Source organism: Mesorhizobium sp. M6A.T.Ce.TU.002.03.1.1, from assembly GCF_003997275.1.
GTDB lineage: Bacteria > Pseudomonadota > Alphaproteobacteria > Rhizobiales > Rhizobiaceae > Mesorhizobium > Mesorhizobium mediterraneum.
Genome location: NZ_RZTI01000006.1, coordinates 22,226 through 40,275, shown reverse-complemented (window position 1 = coordinate 40,275; position 18,050 = coordinate 22,226). Strand labels below are relative to the sequence as shown.

The 18,050-nt window shown below is 63.6% G+C and carries 16 protein-coding genes; 8 read left to right on the top strand and 8 right to left on the bottom strand.

All coding sequences use genetic code 11. The features are described from left to right. Positions 1-89: 89 nt before the first annotated feature. A complete protein-coding gene (secG, locus tag EOC93_RS03435) occupies positions 90-569 on the bottom strand; it encodes a preprotein translocase subunit SecG (protein ID WP_095485233.1) in 480 nt (159 codons plus the stop codon). Between the two features lie 178 nt (positions 570-747). Continuing rightward, positions 748-1,515 (bottom strand): triose-phosphate isomerase, encoded by a 768-nt coding sequence (tpiA, locus tag EOC93_RS03430; RefSeq protein ID WP_095485234.1) that lies wholly within the window; start codon positions 1,513-1,515, stop codon positions 748-750. Between the two features lie 144 nt (positions 1,516-1,659). On the opposite strand from tpiA, the gene EOC93_RS03425 reads away from it, so the two are divergent. The 6 genes from EOC93_RS03425 to lexA all read left to right on the top strand — a co-directional run bounded on the left by EOC93_RS03425 (position 1,660) and on the right by lexA (position 8,026). Then, on the top strand, positions 1,660-3,552 hold the full coding sequence (locus EOC93_RS03425; RefSeq protein ID WP_127203848.1) for a SurA N-terminal domain-containing protein: 1,893 nt from the start codon (positions 1,660-1,662) through the stop codon (positions 3,550-3,552). After that, a complete protein-coding gene (gene trpD, locus EOC93_RS03420; protein ID WP_127203847.1) occupies positions 3,549-4,559 on the top strand; it encodes an anthranilate phosphoribosyltransferase in 1,011 nt (336 codons plus the stop codon). The genes EOC93_RS03425 and trpD overlap by 4 nt, the downstream gene beginning before the upstream one ends. Before the next feature lie 4 nt (positions 4,560-4,563). After that, complete coding sequence (trpC, locus tag EOC93_RS03415) at positions 4,564-5,415, top strand: indole-3-glycerol phosphate synthase TrpC (RefSeq protein ID WP_127203846.1); 852 nt, start codon at positions 4,564-4,566, stop codon at positions 5,413-5,415. Between the two features lie 66 nt (positions 5,416-5,481). Continuing rightward, positions 5,482-5,979: a cyclic pyranopterin monophosphate synthase MoaC gene (moaC, locus tag EOC93_RS03410; protein ID WP_127203845.1), complete on the top strand. Its 498-nt coding sequence runs from the start codon at positions 5,482-5,484 to the stop codon at positions 5,977-5,979. Beyond that, complete coding sequence (glp, locus tag EOC93_RS03405; protein WP_127203844.1) at positions 5,979-7,184, top strand: gephyrin-like molybdotransferase Glp; 1,206 nt, start codon at positions 5,979-5,981, stop codon at positions 7,182-7,184. Before moaC ends, glp begins: the two co-directional genes overlap by 1 nt. A 104-nt stretch (positions 7,185-7,288) precedes the next feature. After that, complete coding sequence (lexA, locus tag EOC93_RS03400) at positions 7,289-8,026, top strand: transcriptional repressor LexA (protein ID WP_126106489.1); 738 nt, start codon at positions 7,289-7,291, stop codon at positions 8,024-8,026. On the opposite strand, the gene EOC93_RS03395 is transcribed toward lexA, so the two are convergent. Then, positions 8,020-10,464 (bottom strand): ComEC/Rec2 family competence protein, encoded by a 2,445-nt coding sequence (locus EOC93_RS03395; protein ID WP_127203843.1) that lies wholly within the window; start codon positions 10,462-10,464, stop codon positions 8,020-8,022. The genes lexA and EOC93_RS03395 overlap by 7 nt on opposite strands. Positions 10,465-10,566: 102 nt before the next feature. On the opposite strand from EOC93_RS03395, the gene gltX reads away from it, so the two are divergent. Together gltX and gltA are read left to right on the top strand one after the other, a co-directional pair. After that, a complete protein-coding gene (gltX, locus tag EOC93_RS03390) occupies positions 10,567-11,991 on the top strand; it encodes a glutamate--tRNA ligase (RefSeq protein ID WP_127203842.1) in 1,425 nt (474 codons plus the stop codon). 181 nt (positions 11,992-12,172) lie between these two features. After that, on the top strand, positions 12,173-13,501 hold the full coding sequence (gene gltA / locus EOC93_RS03385) for a citrate synthase (RefSeq protein ID WP_095485242.1): 1,329 nt from the start codon (positions 12,173-12,175) through the stop codon (positions 13,499-13,501). A gap of 61 nt (positions 13,502-13,562) precedes the next feature. Here the strand turns inward: gltA and lpxB are convergent, their stop codons facing one another. Genes lpxB through lpxD form a run of 5 tightly spaced genes read right to left on the bottom strand, consistent with a single transcriptional unit; the run spans position 13,563 to position 17,973 of the window. Next, complete coding sequence (gene lpxB, locus EOC93_RS03380; RefSeq protein WP_127203841.1) at positions 13,563-14,729, bottom strand: lipid-A-disaccharide synthase; 1,167 nt, start codon at positions 14,727-14,729, stop codon at positions 13,563-13,565. After that, on the bottom strand, positions 14,719-15,621 hold the full coding sequence (gene lpxI / locus EOC93_RS03375; RefSeq protein ID WP_164759027.1) for a UDP-2,3-diacylglucosamine diphosphatase LpxI: 903 nt from the start codon (positions 15,619-15,621) through the stop codon (positions 14,719-14,721). Before lpxI ends, lpxB begins: the two co-directional genes overlap by 11 nt. Further along, positions 15,608-16,441: an acyl-ACP--UDP-N-acetylglucosamine O-acyltransferase gene (gene lpxA / locus EOC93_RS03370; protein ID WP_127203839.1), complete on the bottom strand. Its 834-nt coding sequence runs from the start codon at positions 16,439-16,441 to the stop codon at positions 15,608-15,610. Before lpxA ends, lpxI begins: the two co-directional genes overlap by 14 nt. Before the next feature lie 13 nt (positions 16,442-16,454). After that, a complete protein-coding gene (gene fabZ / locus EOC93_RS03365) occupies positions 16,455-16,922 on the bottom strand; it encodes a 3-hydroxyacyl-ACP dehydratase FabZ (RefSeq protein ID WP_095485245.1) in 468 nt (155 codons plus the stop codon). Next, positions 16,915-17,973 (bottom strand): UDP-3-O-(3-hydroxymyristoyl)glucosamine N-acyltransferase, encoded by a 1,059-nt coding sequence (gene lpxD / locus EOC93_RS03360; RefSeq protein WP_127203838.1) that lies wholly within the window; start codon positions 17,971-17,973, stop codon positions 16,915-16,917. Before lpxD ends, fabZ begins: the two co-directional genes overlap by 8 nt. Positions 17,974-18,050 lie beyond the last annotated feature (77 nt).

Genomic DNA, 18,050 nt, shown 5'->3' with positions numbered 1-18,050 from the left:
GCCGTGCCCGGTCGAATCGTCGTGATCGTGCGGCATTTGCCGCGACTGTGTTCAAACAACAACAGATCGCGGCGCCGGACGCCTGCCGATTACTGGTTTGGGACCTGCGGCGTTACTGGCAGGGTGACGCCGTTTGTGGCCGGCGGTGTGGTCGAACCCGCTGCAGGCGGCGCGGCGGGAGCCGGAGCTGCGGCATCATTGCCGGAAGGTGGCGTTGGTGCCGTGTTGCCGGAAGGTGCCGTGTTGCCGGAAGGCGGCGTCGGCGCCGTGGTGCCAGGCAACTGGTTGAGCACGCCACCACCCGCGCCGTTCGCCGCCGGCACGCGATCGAGAATATCGATCGGCTTCTCGCCGTAACGGGCGATGATCGACAGCGTCAGCGAGGTGGCGAAGAAAGCCGCGGCCAGGATCGCCGTCGCCCGCGTCAGCGCGTTGGCGGCGCCGCGCGCGGTCATGAAGCCCGATCCGCCGCCGATGCCGAGGCCGCCGCCTTCGGAGCGCTGCAGCAGCACCACACCGACAAGAGCGAGCACGACCATGAGGTGGACGACGATTAGTACGGTTTCCATAGTTTATCCTGGCAAAGCCTTGCGCGGCCGTGGATACGACCGGTGATTTGGAGGCGGCTCAATACAATGCTTTGACGGCATTTCCAAGCCCGTGGCCGGAATATGGGAAGCAATGCGCCCTTTGCAACGATTTCCGCTGCGGCATGGCCTATCCGAGGTGCCCGACAGGATCTGGCTGCTACGAGATATTTCGATAGGCTTCGGCGATGCCGAGAAAGTCCGCCGCCTTCAGACTGGCGCCGCCGACCAGCGCGCCGTCGACATTTTTCACGCCAAGCAGTTCGACGGCGTTCGACGGCTTGACCGAGCCGCCATAGAGGATACGCATCTTCGCCGCTGCACTGCCAAGCTTTTCCGACAGTTTTTCGCGAATATGCGCATGCGCCTCCGTAACGTCGGCGGCGGTCGGCGTCAGCCCCGTGCCGATCGCCCATACCGGCTCGTAGGCGATGACGGTATTCGACGCCGTGGCGTTGGGCGGCACCGAGCCGGCGATCTGGCGCGACAGCACGTCGAGTGTAGCGCCAGCTTCGCGTTCGGCTCTCGTCTCGCCGATGCAGATGATGGCCACCAGCCCGGCCCGCCACGCAGCGGACGCCTTGGCCTGAACGATCGCGTCGTCCTCGTTGTTATCGGCGCGGCGTTCGGAATGACCGACGATGACGTGGCTGGCGCCCGCATCTTTCAGCATCTCGGCCGAAATGCAGCCGGTATGGGCGCCGCTCTCCTTAGTGTGGCAATCCTCGCCGCCGGCCCGGACCGGCGTGCGCGACAAAATCTCTGCGGCGTGCGCAAGCAGCGTCGCCGGAACGCAGACCAGCGCTTCGGTCTCCGCATCGAGCCCACTCATGAAGCCGTTGCCGATCATCCTGAGTTCATTGAGCGAGGCGCTGGTGCCGTTCATTTTCCAGTTGCCTGCGACCAGCGGGCGGATTCCTGGCGTCATGGGATTTGTTTCTCCGGGCAACATTCGGCTGCGTCCTCACTACCAAACTCAGCCCACAAAGCAATCGACAGTGGGCCGGAAGGACGCTATTGCGCTTGTTTCAGACTCGGCGCATGCGAAAATGCGCAAAAAATCGGAAGTGACATGCTTGGTATCTTGAGAAGCGCGGCGGGGACCTGGGTGGCGAAGGCGCTGCTAATATTGTTGGTGTTGAGCTTCGCCGTCTGGGGCATTTCGGGACAGCTTCTGGGTGGTTTTGCAGGCCACGACGCGGTTATCACGGCCGGAGGCACCAAAGTATCGATCAACGAGTATCGTCTCGCCTATGATCGCCAGATCAGCGTGATGTCGCAGCAATTCGGCCAGCGCATCAGCCGCGAGCAGGCGACGGCGCTCGGCCTGGACAACCAGGTGCTGGCGCAACTCGTGTCGGGTGCAGTGCTCGATGAGCAGGCCCGCAAGCTCGGGCTTGGGCTGTCCAAGGACCGCCTGGCCCAACTCACGCATGAGGACCCGGCCTTCAAGGGCCCCGGCGGCACCTTCGACAGAAGGACTTTCGAATACATACTGCAACAGGTCGGCATGCGGCCTGAAGACTATCTCAAGAATCGCGCCCAGGTGGCTGTGCGCCAGCAGATCGTCGAGGCGGTTTCGGACGGTCTCAAGACCCCGGATACCTTCTTGAAGGCGGTCGCGCTCTATCGTGGCGAAGACCGCACCATCGACTACCTGCCTTTACCGAAATCGCTGGTCGAGCCGATTGAAGCGCCGTCCGACAGCGTGCTTTCGACCTATTTCGAGGAAAACAAGAAGACCTATGCGGCGCCTGAATACCGCAAATTCTCCTATGTCAGGCTCGAGCCGCAAGACATTATGGATCTGAGTGCCGTGACCGACCAACAGGTCAGCGACGCCTACAACAAGAACAAGGGGCGCTACACTACGCCGGAAACGCGCACCATCGAACAGCTCGTGTTCAAGACGCCTGATGCCGCCAAGGCCGCGCTCGATTCACTCAAGACCGGCGCGACCTTCGACAAGATCGTTGCCGCCGAAGGCAAGACGCAAGCCGACACGCTGCTTGGCACGCTGCCCAAGGACAAGATTGCCGACAAGGCGGTGGCCGACGCCGCCTTCGCGCTCAACGCCAACGAGATCAGCCCGGTCGTTCAGGGCGCCTTTGGTGCGGTGCTGCTGCGCGTCACCGACATCAAGCCCGAAGTGGTGAAGCCGCTGGCCGAAGTGTCCGCCGAGATCCGCAAGGATCTGGCGTTGAGCGAGGCAAGCCGCATTCTGCTGGACGTGCATGACAACTACGAAGACATGCGCGCTTCGGGCAGCACGCTTACGCAAGCTGCCGAAAAACTGAAGCTGAAGGTCGTCACTATCGATGCGATCGATCGCACCGGCCAGAGGCCGGACGGCACCATCGTCAACGACCTGCCGGAATCGCCGGAGCTTATCAAGGCGGTGTTCGACGCCGAACCCGGCACCGAGAAGCCCGACCTCACCACCGCCGGCAACGGCTTCGTGTTCTACGAGGTGGATTCGATCACGCCGGCCCGCGACCGCACGCTGGATGAAGTCCACCAGAAGGTAGTGGCCGACTGGACGGCGGCGGAAACGACCAAGCGGCTCACCGCAAAAGCGGTCGAACTCGAAAAGCGTCTCAAGGCCGGCACCACGCTCGATGTAATCGCAAGCGAGCTCAAGCTCGAGAAGCAGACCAAGCGCGGCGTCAAGCGCGAGGCGGACGACGTCGATTTCGGCAAGGAAGGGGCGGCAGCGATGTTCGGCGAAGGCGAAGGCGGGACCGGGTTGATCCCCTCGCCCACCGGCGACGGACAGATCCTGTTCAAGATTGCCGAAGTCTTCGAGCCTGCCGGAGCCGACGCCAGCTCGGTGCCGGACGACGCGCAGAAATCCTTCACATCCGGCATGTCCGACGACCTGCTCGACCAGTTGGTGGCGCAGTTGCAGACGCAATACGACGTTCGTATCGATCAGACAGCCGTTGCCCAAGCCCTGACCAGATGAGCGCGCTCAAGACCCATATCGCAAAGGTCGCCGCAGGCACCGCCCTTTCCTTCGAGGAGGCGCGCGAGGCCTTCGACATCATCATGTCGGGCGACGCTACGCCCGGCCAGATCGGCGGCTTCCTGATGGCGCTGCGGGTGCGCGGCGAGACGGTGAGCGAGATTTCCGGCGCCGTCGCCACGATGCGCGCCAAGATGCTGCGTGTCGATGCGCCCGCTGACGCCATCGACATCGTCGGCACCGGCGGCGACAATTCGCACAGCGTCAACATCTCGACCGCTTCCGCCTTCGTCGTCGCCGCTTGTGGCGTGCCGGTGGCTAAGCACGGCAATCGCGGACTGTCCTCGCAGACCGGCGCCGCCGACGTGCTGACCGCGCTCGGCGTCAAGATCGATATCCCGCCGGAAACGATCAGCCGCTGCATCCACGATGCAGGCGTCGGCTTCATGTTCGCGCCGGCGCATCATCCGGCGATGAAGCATGTCGGCCCGACCCGCGTCGAGCTCGGCACCCGCACCATCTTCAACCTGCTTGGCCCGCTCTCCAATCCGGCTGGTGTCAGCAGGCAGATGGTTGGCGTCTTTTTGCCGGAATGGATCATGCCGGTGGCCGAGACGCTGAAGGCATTGGGCGCCGAACACGCCTGGGTCGCCCATGGCGACGGCTATGACGAAATCACCACCACTGGCGAAACCCAAGTGGCCGAGCTGGTCGGCGGTGAGATCCGCACCTTTACGCTAACCCCGGAAGCAGTCGGGCTGAAGCGGCACACCAAGGACGAGTTGCGCGGCGGCGACGCCGCCTATAACGCCCAGGCGCTACGCGACATGCTGGGCGGCGCCGCCGGCGCCTTTCGTGATACGGTGCTGATGAACGCCGGCGCCGGACTGGTGGTGGCTGGCAAGGCGACGATGCTTGCCGACGGCATGGCGACGGCGGCGCAAGCCATCGACAGCGGCCGGGCGCTGCAAGTGCTCGACCGGCTGGTCGAGATTTCGAACGGATAGAGCCGTGTCTGATATCCTGCGCAAGATCGAAGCCTACAAGCGCGACGAGATCGCGGCGGCGAAGGCGCGCGTGCCGCTTGCCGAGATCAAGGCGCGGGCGAAAGACACCGATGCGCCGCGCGGCTTTCTCTCGGCCCTTGAAGCCAAGCGCAAATCCGGCAGCTTCACGCTGATCGCCGAGATCAAGAAGGCGAGCCCTTCCAAGGGGCTGATCCGAGCCGATTTCGATCCGCCGGCACTGGCCAGGGCCTATGCGAAAGGTGGCGCCGCCTGCCTCTCGGTGCTGACCGACGCGCCGTCCTTCCAGGGCGCGCCTGAATTCCTCACCGATGCGCGCAGTGCCGTGACATTGCCCGCCTTGCGCAAGGATTTTCTGTTCGAGCCTTATCAGGTGTTCGAAGCCCGTGCGTGGGGCGCTGACGCCATCCTGATCATCATGGCGAGCGTCGATGACGCCGTGGCCAGGGAGCTCGAAATGACGGCTTTCGAGCTCGGCATGGACGCGCTGGTCGAGGTGCATGACGAAGCCGAGACGGAACGCGCGCTGAAACTGTCGTCACGGCTGATCGGCATCAACAACCGCAACCTCCGGACGTTCGAAACCAGTCTCGATACTTCGGAGCGGCTCGCGACGATGGTGCCGGCCGACCGCCTGCTGGTCAGCGAGAGCGGTATTTTCTCGCACGAAGATTGCCGCAGGCTGGAAAAAAGCGACATCGGCACCTTCCTCGTCGGCGAGAGCCTGATGCGGCAACAGGACGTGGCCGCCGCAACGCACCTGCTTTTGACGGGCAAGGCGCCGGCTCATGCATCGGCCCGAAAATCGGAATCGATTTTCGGAGAGCACGATGCATAAATCCAAAGTGTTAGAGCGTGCTATGTGCGTCCAAACGGACGCACGTCGTTCTAAGGCCGTCTGACGATGACGGCTGCCCTCACCCATCTTGGCGCGAAAGGCGAAGCCAATATGGTCGATGTCGGCGACAAGGCGGAAACGACCCGCACGGCGATCGCCGAAGGTCTTGTCTCGATGCGGCCAGAAACGCTGAAGATGATCCTCGACGGCGATGCCAAGAAAGGCGACGTGCTGGGCACGGCGCGCATCGCCGGCATCATGGCGGCCAAGAGGACGCATGAGCTGATCCCGCTCTGTCACCCGCTGCTGTTGACCAAGATATCCGTCGACATCGAACCGGACGCGACGCTGCCTGGCCTGAAGGTCACGGCGCTGGCCCGCGTCACCGGCAAGACCGGCGTCGAGATGGAGGCGCTGACCGCCGTCTCGGTCGCTTGCCTGACCATCTACGACATGGCTAAGGCGGTCGACCGCGCCATGGTGATCTCCGGCATCAGGCTGGTGGAAAAGACCGGCGGCAAATCCGGCGTCTACAAAGTAGGCGCCCAAGGGGCAGGCCAATAATGGCGCTGCTTCCGGTTGCCGACGCGCTCGAGCGCCTGCTTGAAGATGCTGCGCCCTTGCAAGCTGAAAGCGTCACCCTGATGGACGCCGCCGACCGGATACTGGCGGACCCGCTCACGGCGCTCCGCACCCAGCCGCCCTTCAACGCGTCCGCCATGGACGGCTATGCCGTGCGGGCCGAGGATGTCGCCTCCGCGCCGGCAACACTTGCGGTGATCGGCATGGCGCCGGCCGGACGCGGCTTTGCCGGAACAGTCGGCCCGGCGCAGGCCGTGCGCATCTTCACCGGCGCGCCGCTTCCCGCAGGCGCTGACACCATCGTCATCCAGGAGAATGTCCGCGACCTCGGCGGCGGCAGCATCGAAGTGACCGCGTCGACGGTTGAAGGCCGCAACATCCGCTGCCTCGGGCTCGATTTCTCGAAGGGCGACGTTCTGCTGGAGAAAGGCCGCCTGCTTGATCCGGCGGCGTTGTCGCTGGCGGCGTCGGCCAACCATCCGCAGGTCAGCGTGGTGAAACGGCCGCTGGTCGCCATCATCGCCACCGGCGACGAATTGCTGCCGCCAGGCAGCGACCTTGGCCCGGACCAGATCATCTCGTCCAACGCCTATGGCGTCGCTGCCGCGGCCCGCTCGGCCGGCGCCAGCGCGCTCGACCTCGGCATCGCCCCCGACCGCAAAGAGGCGATTGCCGCGCTGGTGAAAAAGGCGGTTAACGCAGGGGCTGACGTCATCGTCACGCTGGGCGGCGCCTCGGTCGGCGACCACGACCTCGTCCACGACGTGCTGACCGGCGAAGGCATGACGCTCGATTTCTGGAAGATCGCCATGCGGCCCGGCAAGCCGCTGATGTTCGGCCGGCTGGGCGACATCCGCTGCATCGGCCTGCCCGGCAATCCGGTGGCGAGCCTGGTCTGCACGCAGCTCTTCCTGAAGCCGCTGCTTGCGCGGCTTGGCGGACGCGCCTACCGGCAGGACATGCGTCAGGCGCGGCTCGGTGCCGCCATGGCGGCCAACGATATCAGGCAGGACTATGTACGCGCCGTGGTGAAGGAAGACGCCGGCACGCTCAAGGCGACGCCGTTCGGCATCCAGGATTCCTCGATGCTCAGAATGCTGGCCGACGCCAACGGGCTGATCGTGCGCGAGCCATTCGCTCCCCCCGCCGCGACAGGCGCCGCCTGCAGCGTGCTGATGCTACGCTGAACAAAACGTCAACACATTCATTAAACTTTAAACAGTTGCGGAACACAACTGGAACAGATAGTGTTTGTTCTGGGTTTGTTTTTCTGATTCTGTTGGGGGTCGCGATGCTGACACGCAAACAACATGAGCTGCTGATGTTCATCCACGAGCGGCTGAAGGAAAGCGGCATTCCGCCCTCGTTTGACGAGATGAAGGAAGCGCTCGATCTCGCGTCCAAATCGGGAATCCATCGGCTGATCACGGCGCTGGAGGAGCGCGGCTTCATTCGCCGGCTGCCCAACCGCGCCCGCGCGCTGGAAGTGCTGCGCTTGCCCGATTCGATCGCGCCCGGCCTCAATGCGGCGCGCAAATTCTCGCCGAGCGTCATTCAGGGCAGCCTTGGGCAGGGCAGCCTCGGCCGACAGATCAAGCCGGCGCCGTCACGCATGCCTGCGGCCGGCAATGACGACGACGTCGTTGCCACCGTCTCCATTCCGGTGATGGGCCGCATCGCTGCCGGTGTGCCGATCGATGCCATCCAGCACCAGACGCATTCGATCTCGGTGCCACCGGACATGATCACAGGCGGCGCGCACTACGCGCTGGAGGTCAAGGGTGATTCGATGATCGAGGCCGGCATCTTCGACGGCGACACGGTCATCATTCGCAACGCCGACACCGCCCAGCCTGGCGAGATCATTGTCGCCCTGGTCGACGAGGAGGAAGCGACGCTGAAGCGGTTCCGCCGCAAAGGCGCCTCGATCGCCCTGGAAGCCGCCAACCCGGCCTATGAGACGCGCATCTTCGGGCCGGACCGGGTCAAGGTGCAAGGCAAGCTCGTCGGATTGATCCGACGTTACTGAACGGCAGCTTTCTTGGGTTTCTCAGGCTTACGGTATGGCGGCAGGCCCCTCGCCTCGCGAGAAAATCTCCGCTGCTCATGCCAAGGCCTATATGGCTGTTTGACGGCAAAACGGATTTCTGCGCGCGTCGTCGCCGATAGCGGATCGAAAAAGACGGCGGCACTGCCCATGCGAGCGAGCTGCCGTTTGGTCACGACGAGGACCAGCGGGTTGCGGCAGGGATTATAATAGGCCGTGGCATCGTCGATGACGATCAAGTCCGCAAAGGCACAGGCTGGCCGCGCGATTTTGCGGTCATCGGCGAGCGCGATGATCGCGCCGGACGGATGCCGGGCGAGGCACAGGCCGGCAGTGCAATAGAAAGGCGCTCCCGGCGGCAGGTCGGCCGGGTCGGCGATGTCGAACCGCACGTCTCCTTTTTCGAACGTCTCCGGCTCGACAATGGTCGCTGAAGTCAGCGCATGTTTCCAGTTGTCGGTGGTGAATTCGTTCGAGCGCACCCGGTTGACGGCAAGTTCGCCGCCGCCGATCGGCAGCGCCACCAGATGCGCATCCTCCGAGATCAGCACGTCGGGGTTTCGCGTCTCGGAAATCGTCAGCAGGCCGGCAAGCGCAAAGGGAAGTGCCGCAAGCCGCAACCATGTCGTCGCCATCGTGGCGATGACCAGGGCGACCGTCACCAGCAGAACCGACTGCAACGAAATCAGCCCGACTGCATCGACCGGCGAACGCTCGGAGATCCATCCCGATATTGCAATCATGGCCGTCAGCCCCTTGCCCATCATGTAGAGGAAAGGTCCGTCGAAGCCGAAAGGCATTGCCAAGGCGCTGACGACCGCCAGGAACATGACGACCGTGACGATCGGCATGACGGCCAGATTGGCAAACAGACTGAGCGGCGAGACGCGCTGGAAGTGCCAGATGGCGAAGAGCGCGGTGGCGCTGCCGGCAATGATGGAGGTCATGGCGATGGTGCCTGTTCCAGCGACGAGCTTCCGCGTGACGAAAGCGGCCGGTGACCGTCGTTGTGGCGGCGCCGTGGCCTTGTCGGCACGATAGTCGGACCAGCCGGCATAGGCGCCCACGAGAGCCGCGGTCGCGGCGAAGGACATCTGGAAGCTTGGGCCGACCACCTCGTGCGGCGACACGACGATGACGGCGATGGCTGAAATCGTAAGATTGCGCATGGTGAGCGCAGCCCGGTCGAACAGCACGGCGACAAGCATTACCGCCAGCATGATGAAGCTGCGCTCAGCCGCGACCACGATGCCGGAAAAAATGAGATAGGCAGCGATGGAAAGGAGTGCGGCTGCAGCCGCATATTTTTTGACCGGCCGGCGCGACGAAAAATCGGGAAACAGCGCAAAGGCGCCGCGCAGCAATCCCATGATTGTGCCGGCGACAAGCGCCATGTGCAGGCCGGAAATGGAGATGATGTGGTAGATGCCGGTGCGCCGCATCGATTCGTTGATCTCTTCGGGGATGCCGGCACGCACGCCGACGATCAGCGCAGCGGCAATCTCCCCCTCGGCGCCACCGATGCTGTCCCTGATATGGTCGGCGATGGTTTCACGCGCCTTTTCGATCGACGAAGAAAGGCGCGCGGCTACCGGTGCATCTTCGGAAGCGACGATCTTCGGATTGCCGAGGAAAAAGCCACTGGCGCCGATACCGGCGAAATAGCTGTCAAAGGAGAAGTCATAGCTGTCGGGCCGAACCGGGCCAGTCGGAGGCAAAAGCCTTGCATAGCCGGTTGCCACCGAGCCTGCGGTCATCTCAGCGGGAATTTTGCGTGCCGAAACCCTGACACGTTCCGGTGCATAACGCAGTGTCGGCCGGGCGGTCGATATCACGTCGAGGGTCAGCCTGATCCGGCCATTCGCCATCTGGTCGAGCCTGACGACGCGGCCGGTGAGTTGGGTCTGGATTACCGAACCGAGCATCTGCGTTCCCGCGCGCCAGGTTTCAACCTTGGCGGCGAGCACACCGAGCGCGCACAGCAACGCTGCCATGAAACACAAATGTGTTTTGCGCCATGACCGCGTGACCGCTGCGCACAATGCCGTGAGGACCACCACGGCAATGGGCTGCGGAAAGTCCGGTTCCACGGCAAGCGAGAAATAGACGATCACTCCGGATGCCAGGAAAACCGGCACCAGCAGGAAGGCGACGCCGCGGTCGAGCTCCATGCCCGCCGCCGAAACCACGCTGTTGCGGATAGCGGATAGTGAAAGACGGCGGAAATGAACGACAGGCCCGGGTATTGGAGCCGGTATTGGCGCGGAGCGGTCCGGCGAGAGAGGCTGGATGCCGGGTTGCGACGCAGGCAGCGAAACGGGTAGCGGCTCGACGGGAGAAACGTCGGCAAACAGCGATCGTTCGCTGACGCTCGCGATCGCGCCCTCGCTCTCGTCCACGCCGCGGCCTGGTCCAGCCATCGGGTCTGCCCCTTGCGCCCTTGACCTCCTATGCTACATGAACGCGCGACGCGCGAAAGTCCGCGCAACCACATCGGTTTCCTGCGCTTGCCCGAGAGTTCCATGCCCGACAAGGTCGTCACCCGTTTTGCCCCCTCGCCCACCGGCTTCCTGCATATTGGCGGAGCCCGGACGGCGCTGTTCAACTGGCTGTATTCAAAACACACCGGCGGCAAGATGCTGCTGCGCATCGAGGACACCGATCGTGAGCGTTCGACCGACGCGGCAACCGCCGCCATTCTCGACGGGCTCTCCTGGCTCGGCCTCACCTGGGACGGCGAGCCGGTATCGCAGTTCGAGCGCGCGCCGCGCCACCGCGCTGTCGCCGAGGAGCTGGTACGCCTCGGCAAAGCCTATTACTGCTATGCGACGCCGGCTGAGCTGGAGGCGATGCGTGAGAGCGCGCGGGCCAAGGGGCTGCCTCCCCGCTATGACGGCCGCTGGCGCGATCGCGACCCGTCGGAGGCGCCGGCCGGCGCCAAGGGCGCGATCCGCATCAAGGCGCCGGCCGACGGCGAGACGGTGGTGCATGACCTCGTGCAGGGCGATGTCCGCTTTCCCAACAAGGATCTCGACGATTTCATCATCCTGCGCTCGGACGGCAATCCGACCTATATGCATGCCGTCGTCGTCGACGACCATGACATGGGCATCACCCACATCATCCGCGGCGACGACCATCTGACCAATGCCGCCCGCCAGATGGTGATCTATCGAGCCATGGGCTGGGACGTGCCGTCGATGTCGCATATCCCGCTGATCCATGGCGCCGACGGCGCCAAGCTGTCGAAGCGGCACGGCGCCCTCGGCGTCGAAGCCTATCGTGCCATGGGCTATCTGCCCGAGGCACTGCTCAACTACCTGGCGCGGCTCGGCTGGAGCCACGGCGACGACGAGATCATGTCGATCGCCGACATGATTGCGTGGTTCGACATCGGCGACGTCAACAAGGGAGCCGCCCGCTTCGACTTCGCCAAGCTCGAGGCGCTGAACGGCGTGCACATGCGCCGCATGAACGACGCCGAATTGCTCGATATCTTCATCGCCACTTTGCCCTATCTCGAAGGCGGCCCGGCGATCGCCGCGCGTCTCGACGACACGCGCAAGGCGCAGTTGCTTGCCGCCCTGCCAGGTCTGAAGGAGCGCGCCAAGACGCTGGTCGAGCTGGCCGACGGTGCCGCCTTCCTGTTCGCCGAGCGGCCGCTGCCGATCGATGAGAAGGCGGCTGCATTGCTCGGCGGTGGGGCGCGCGAGATCCTGCGGGGCGCGCACGCGGCGCTGAAGACGATTTCAGGCGATTGGACGGCCGAAGCGGCGGAAGCAGCGATCCGCGAGTATACGCTAGCGGGCGGCCATAAGCTCAGCGCCGTGGCCCAACCTTTGCGTGCCGCGCTCACCGGAAAGAGCACCTCGCCCGGCGTGTTCGACGTGCTTGCCGTGCTTGGCCGCGAGGAAAGCCTGGCGCGCGTCACGGATCAAATCGATTAGCAAAACTGGCCCAAGAAGATTGGCATTGAAAGGTGGGTTTCGCAGTGCAACATTAGGTCTTGGCCCAATTTGGCACGCAAATCCAATTGCGGGCGCAAACGCGCGGACTCCGATCCTTTCGACGTGTTGCGTTGCAGATATTTCGCCTTTGCCGGCATGAGAAAACCAAAAGGAGTTTGCAATGTCCGAAGCTGCGACAAAAATGGAATTTGGCGGCAAAACCCAGGCGTCGACTGCAAAACTTGAGTTCGGCGGCAAAACTCACGAACTCAAGGTGCGAAGCGGCTCGGTCGGACCTGATGTCATCGATATCGGCTCGCTTTACAGCACCACCGGGGCCTTCACCTACGATCCCGGCTTCACGTCGACGGCAAGCTGCGAGTCGGAAATCACTTTCATCGACGGCGATGCCGGCATCCTTTTGCATCGCGGCTATCCCATCGACCAGCTGGCCGAGCATGGCGACTTCCTCGAAGTCTGCTATCTCTTGCTCTACGGCGAATTGCCGACCAAGGCGCAGAAGGACGATTTCGACTACCGGGTGACGCGCCACACCATGGTGCATGAGCAGATGTCGCGCTTCTTCACCGGCTTTCGCCGCGACGCGCACCCGATGGCGGTGATGTGCGGCGTGGTCGGCGCGCTGTCGGCCTTCTATCACGATTCCACCGACATCTCGGACCCGTATCAGCGCATGGTCGCATCGATGCGGCTGATCGCGAAAATGCCGACGATCGCGGCGATGGCCTACAAATATCACATCGGCCAGCCCTTCATTTACCCGAAGAACGAGCTGAATTTCGCGGCCAACTTCCTGCATATGTGCTTTGCCGTGCCGTGCGAGGAATACAAGATCAACCCGGTGCTGGCCCGTGCGATGGAGCGCATCTTTATCCTGCACGCCGATCACGAGCAGAACGCCTCGACATCGACGGTCCGCCTCGCCGGCTCGTCGGGCGCCAATCCGTTTGCCTGCATCGCAGCCGGCATCGCCTGCCTGTGGGGACCGGCCCATGGCGGCGCCAACGAGGCGGCCTTGAACATGCTGGGCGAGATCGGCCATGTCGACCACATCCCGGAATTCATCGCCCGCGCCAAGGACAAGAACGACCCGTTCCGGCTGATGGGTTTCGGCCACCGCGTCTACAAGAACTACGATCCGCGTGCCAAGATCATGCAGAAGACGGCACATGAGGTTCTGGGCGAACTCGGCATCAAGGACGATCCGCTGCTCGACATCGCCATGGAGCTGGAGAAGATCGCGCTGACCGATTCCTATTTCATTGAGAAGAAGCTCTATCCGAACGTCGATTTCTATTCCGGCATCACGCTGAAGGCGCTGGGCTTCCCCACCACCATGTTCACGGTGCTGTTCGCGGTCGCCCGCACCGTCGGCTGGATCGCGCAGTGGAAAGAGATGATCGAGGATCCGCACCAGAAGATCGGCCGCCCGCGCCAGCTCTATACAGGTGCGCCGGAACGCGACTACGTGCCGATTGCGAAGCGGTAAAAAGAAAAAGTGAGTAGTGAGTAGTAAATAGGAATTTTCTTCACTACTCACTACTCACTACTCACCCCTTGATGTACTTCATCACGACCCCCGCTGCGATGTCGCCCGAAGGTCTGTCGATGGCCATGCGTCTGGCCACCTCGGCAAAACCGTCCTTCTGCCATGCGCGATAGGGGGTGTCAGAAAACAGCCCCTCCAACTGCCGCGCCAGATAATGCGGCCGCACATATTCGTTGTAGTTTTCCGGCACGACCGGACGGTCGGCGATGAGATTTGGCAAGGCGGCGCTCCATACGGTGATCAGGCGCTGGGCCATCCGCATGACCGGATCGAGCCGGTAGCAGGAGATCATCGGCACACCCGACAGCGCCAACTCCAGCGACACCGTTCCCGATGCGATCAGCGCCGCATCGGCCTTGCCGAAGGCCTGCCATTTGCGCTCGGGATCAAGGATGATCTCCGGCTTCTCGTCCCAGCTTGCGACCGAAGCCCTGACCAGGTCGGCGACATGCGGCACAGTCGGCAACAGCAGGCGCAAGCGGTGTCCGCGCGCGCGCAGGATCGAGATCGTCTTGCCGAACGGGCCGACCAGCCGTCGCACCTCGCCGCGACGCGAGCCGGGCAGCACCAGCAGCGTCTTCACACGATCGTCGGACAGATCGCGCGGCAGGCTTTGCGCTTTGGCAGCGCCGAGCACGCCCGGATCATGTGTGAGGCGATGGCCAACATAGGTGCCGGGCGGACCGCCGAGGCGTGCGAGCTCCTTCACTTCGAAAGGCAGGATGCAGAGGATATGGTCGACATACGGTTTCATCGCCACCGCCCTGCCCGGTCGCCACGCCCAGACGCTCGGGCAGACATAGTGAACGATCGGGATCGTCGGATCGGCGGCGCGAACCTTCTTCGCCACGCGCAGCGAAAAATCCGGGCTGTCGATGGTGATGAGACAGTCGGGCTTTTCACCGACGACCGCGCTGGCCGTCTGGCTGATCCGCCGCATCAGGCGCGGCAGGTCGCGCAGGATGGCGCTCAAGCCCATCAGCGCGATCTCGCCGCCGTCGAAGAGCGGCGTGAGGCCGAGCGCCTGCAAATGGCGGCCGCCGATGCCGACGAGCCGGACCTCGCGGCCGGTCGTGCGCTTGAGCGCCTCTACGATGTCGGCGCCAAGCAGATCGCCGGATTCCTCACCGGCGACGATGGCGATCTTCAGCGGCTTGTCAGTCGCCATGCGCCGGCTCCGCAGCGGGCAGGCCGATCACGAACAGGCCGAGCGCATTGGCGCGTGCGACGACGGTGGGGCCTTCCAGAACCAGCGAGCGGCCGGCTTCGACGGCAATGCCGGCAAGTCCGGCGGCATGCGCCGCCTCGATCGTCTGTGGGCCGATGGAGGGCAGGTCCGCGCGCAACTCCTGGCCGGGCTTGGCGCATTTGACCAGGACGCCGCGCGTTCTGCCGGCAAGTCTGCCATGGCCGCGCAACTGCCTTGTTCGATCAAGCAATCCATCGGTGCCCTCGACGCCCTCCAGCGCGATGGCGCGGCCGCCAATCGCGACAGCTGCCTGGCCGATATCCAGCGCACCGATGGCCTTTGCCGCGGCATGCGCCGCTTCGATGTCGCGCCAGTCGGATTTGCGCGGCGCTGCCTTGGTCAGCGTCCCTTCGGCCGCGACCAGCTCCGGCACGATCTCATGGGCGCCGACGACCTTGACCCCACGCGCCTCCAGAGCCCGCGTCAAGACCTTCAACAGGCCGTCGTCACCACGGGCAAGCGCCATGACCACCGACGGCACCACAGCCAGCAAGCCGAGGCTCGGGCGCATGTCGATCAGTCTCGGCCGGCGCCTGATCTCGCCGGCAAGGACGAGATGGCTGATCCGTCGACGCCTCAGTAACGAAGCCAGCGAACCGATGTCTTCCAGAGCGAGACTCTCATGCTCGTAGCCGCTGAGGTCGGACTTGCGGTCGACTTCGCCCTCGATCCGGATAATGACGGGCGGGTAGCCTTGTCCGGCCAGGCTGATCGCAACTTCGACCGGCAGACTGCCGCCGCCGGCGATGATGCCGACCCTGGCATCTGGCGCGAGATCAAGGCCCGTCCGGGTGGCCTCAATCTTCGTCATCTGCATCGTCGCCGTCGCCACCCCTAAGCGACGGGACGGCATAGTGCCGTTTGCCGCGACTGGCGATGAAATCGATGATTTTCATGGCGGTCGGTGACGAGGCGAATTCCGCCTTGGCGAACTCGACGTTTTCGCCGACGGTTCGGGAGCGATCGAAGATCGTCCTGTAGGCCTTTCGCAGCGTATGGATCTCGGAGCGCGGCAGGCCGGCGCGCTTCAGGCCGATGATGTTGAGGCCGCGAAGTTTGGCGCGATTGCCGACGGCGATGGCGTAGGGAATGACATCGCCGACGATTGCCGAGCAACCGCCGAGAAAGGCGTTGTCGCCGACGCGGACAAACTGATGAACGGCGGTGAGGCCACCGATATAGACGTTGTCGCCGATCTCGCAATGGCCGCCCAACGTCGCTCCATTGGCGAAGGTGGCGTTATTGCCGACGATGCAGTCATGGGCGATGTGGGCGTAGGCAAGGAAGTTGCCATTGTCGCCGATCGTCGTCTCGCCGCGGCTGGAATCGGTGCCGAGATGCATGGTCACGCCTTCGCGGATCGTGCAGTTCTCACCGATGACCAGCGTGGTGCGGCCGCCCTTGTGCTTGGTGTTCTGCGGCGGCGCGCCCAGTGTCGCCATCGGATAGACCTTGGTCGACGCGCCGACGGTGGTCGCGCCCATCACCGAGATATGGCTGACCAGTTCGACGCGGTCGCCGATCACTGCGTCGGCGCTGATGTGGCAGAACGGCCCGATGCGGACGCCTTCGCCGACTTTAGCGCCTGCCTCGATGACCGAAGATGGATGGATCACTGTCTGGATTTTCATAAGCATTCGATCGTCAGTCGCTCGTAACCATCATCGCCGAGATCTCGGCTTCCGCGGCCTTGACGCCGTCGACCAGAGCCTCGCAGGCGAATTTGAGAAGGTTGCCGCGTTTCTTGATTTTCTTCACATGGATCTTCAACTGGTCGCCGGGAACGACCGGTTTGCGGAATTTGGCGTTGTCGATGGTCAGGAAATAGACCAGCGACGGTTTTTCGGTGCCAAGGCTGCGGATGCAGATGGCGCCGGCCGTCTGCGCCATCGCCTCGACGATCAGCACGCCGGGCATAACCGGCTGGTCCGGGAAATGACCCTGAAAATGCGGCTCGTTTATGGTCACGTTCTTGATGCCGATAGCGGACTCGTCGCCATCGATGTCGATAATGCGGTCGATCATCAGGAACGGATAGCGATGCGGCAGGAGCTTCATCAGCCCCAATATGTCGACCGCCTCGAGCGTCGTCGCCGCCACCATCTCAGCTATTCCCTCCGTCGCCGGATTTGCGCGCCCTGGCCAGTCTTCGCAGAGCCGCGATCTCCCGCATGGCTTCCGCCATCGGCTGTGCCGGATACCCTCCCCAAATCTCGCCCGCAGGGACGTTGCTCATGAACCCGCTTCTTGCGGCAAGCTTGGCCCCTGTCCCTATGGTCAGGTGATCCGCAAGGCCGACACCGCCACCCATGGTGACGTTGTCGCCCACCGTTACGGAACCGGAAATACCCGAAAGACCGGCGATTATGCAGTTGCGGCCGATGCGGACGTTATGGGCGATCTGCACCAGATTGTCGATCTTGGTGCCCTGGCCGATGATCGTGTCGGACATGGCGCCACGATCGACCGTGGTGTTCGAGCCGATCTCGACATCGTCCTGGATAACGACCCGGCCGATTTGCGGGACGCGCTCCGGGCCCTTGGCGCCGGCCACGAAGCCAAAACCGTCCTGACCGATGCGGGCGCCGCCATGGATGATGACGCGGTTGCCGATCAGGGCGTATTGGATGCTGGCGCCCGGACCGACATAGCCATCGCGGCCGAACTGGCAGGAGGGACCGATAACGGCATGAGGAGCAATGACGGATCCGCTGCCGATAGAAGCGCGGGGGCCGATGATCGCGCCGGCCTCGATGATCGCGCCGGCCTCAATGTGCGCCGAAGGATCGATATGGGCATGCGGTGAGATACCGGTTTCGCCGGTCATCGGCGCCGGTGTAGCGGCAGCCGGGAAAAGAAGCCGTCCGACCATCGCGAAAGCCTGTTGCGGGCGCGGATGGACCAGAACCGCGATGCCCGCCGGCGCCTTGCCGGCAAATTCGGCGGGACAGAGGACCGCCGCCGCCCGCAGCGATTGCATCAGCGCGAAGTTGCGTCTGCCGTCGACGAAGACAAGGGCGTGCTCACCGCCTTCGCTTGCCGGTGCCAAGGCTTCGATCGATATATCGGAAAGGCCGGTATCGACAAGCACCGAGCCGGTCAGATTCGCGACTTCGCCAGCCGTGTACCGGCGTGAGGGCGCGAAGAACACCGGATCGGTCATTCCAGAAGCTATATCCAGCTAGCGCATGACCCGGAAAATCGGAATCGATTTTCGCTGGGGATCATGCGCAAAATCAA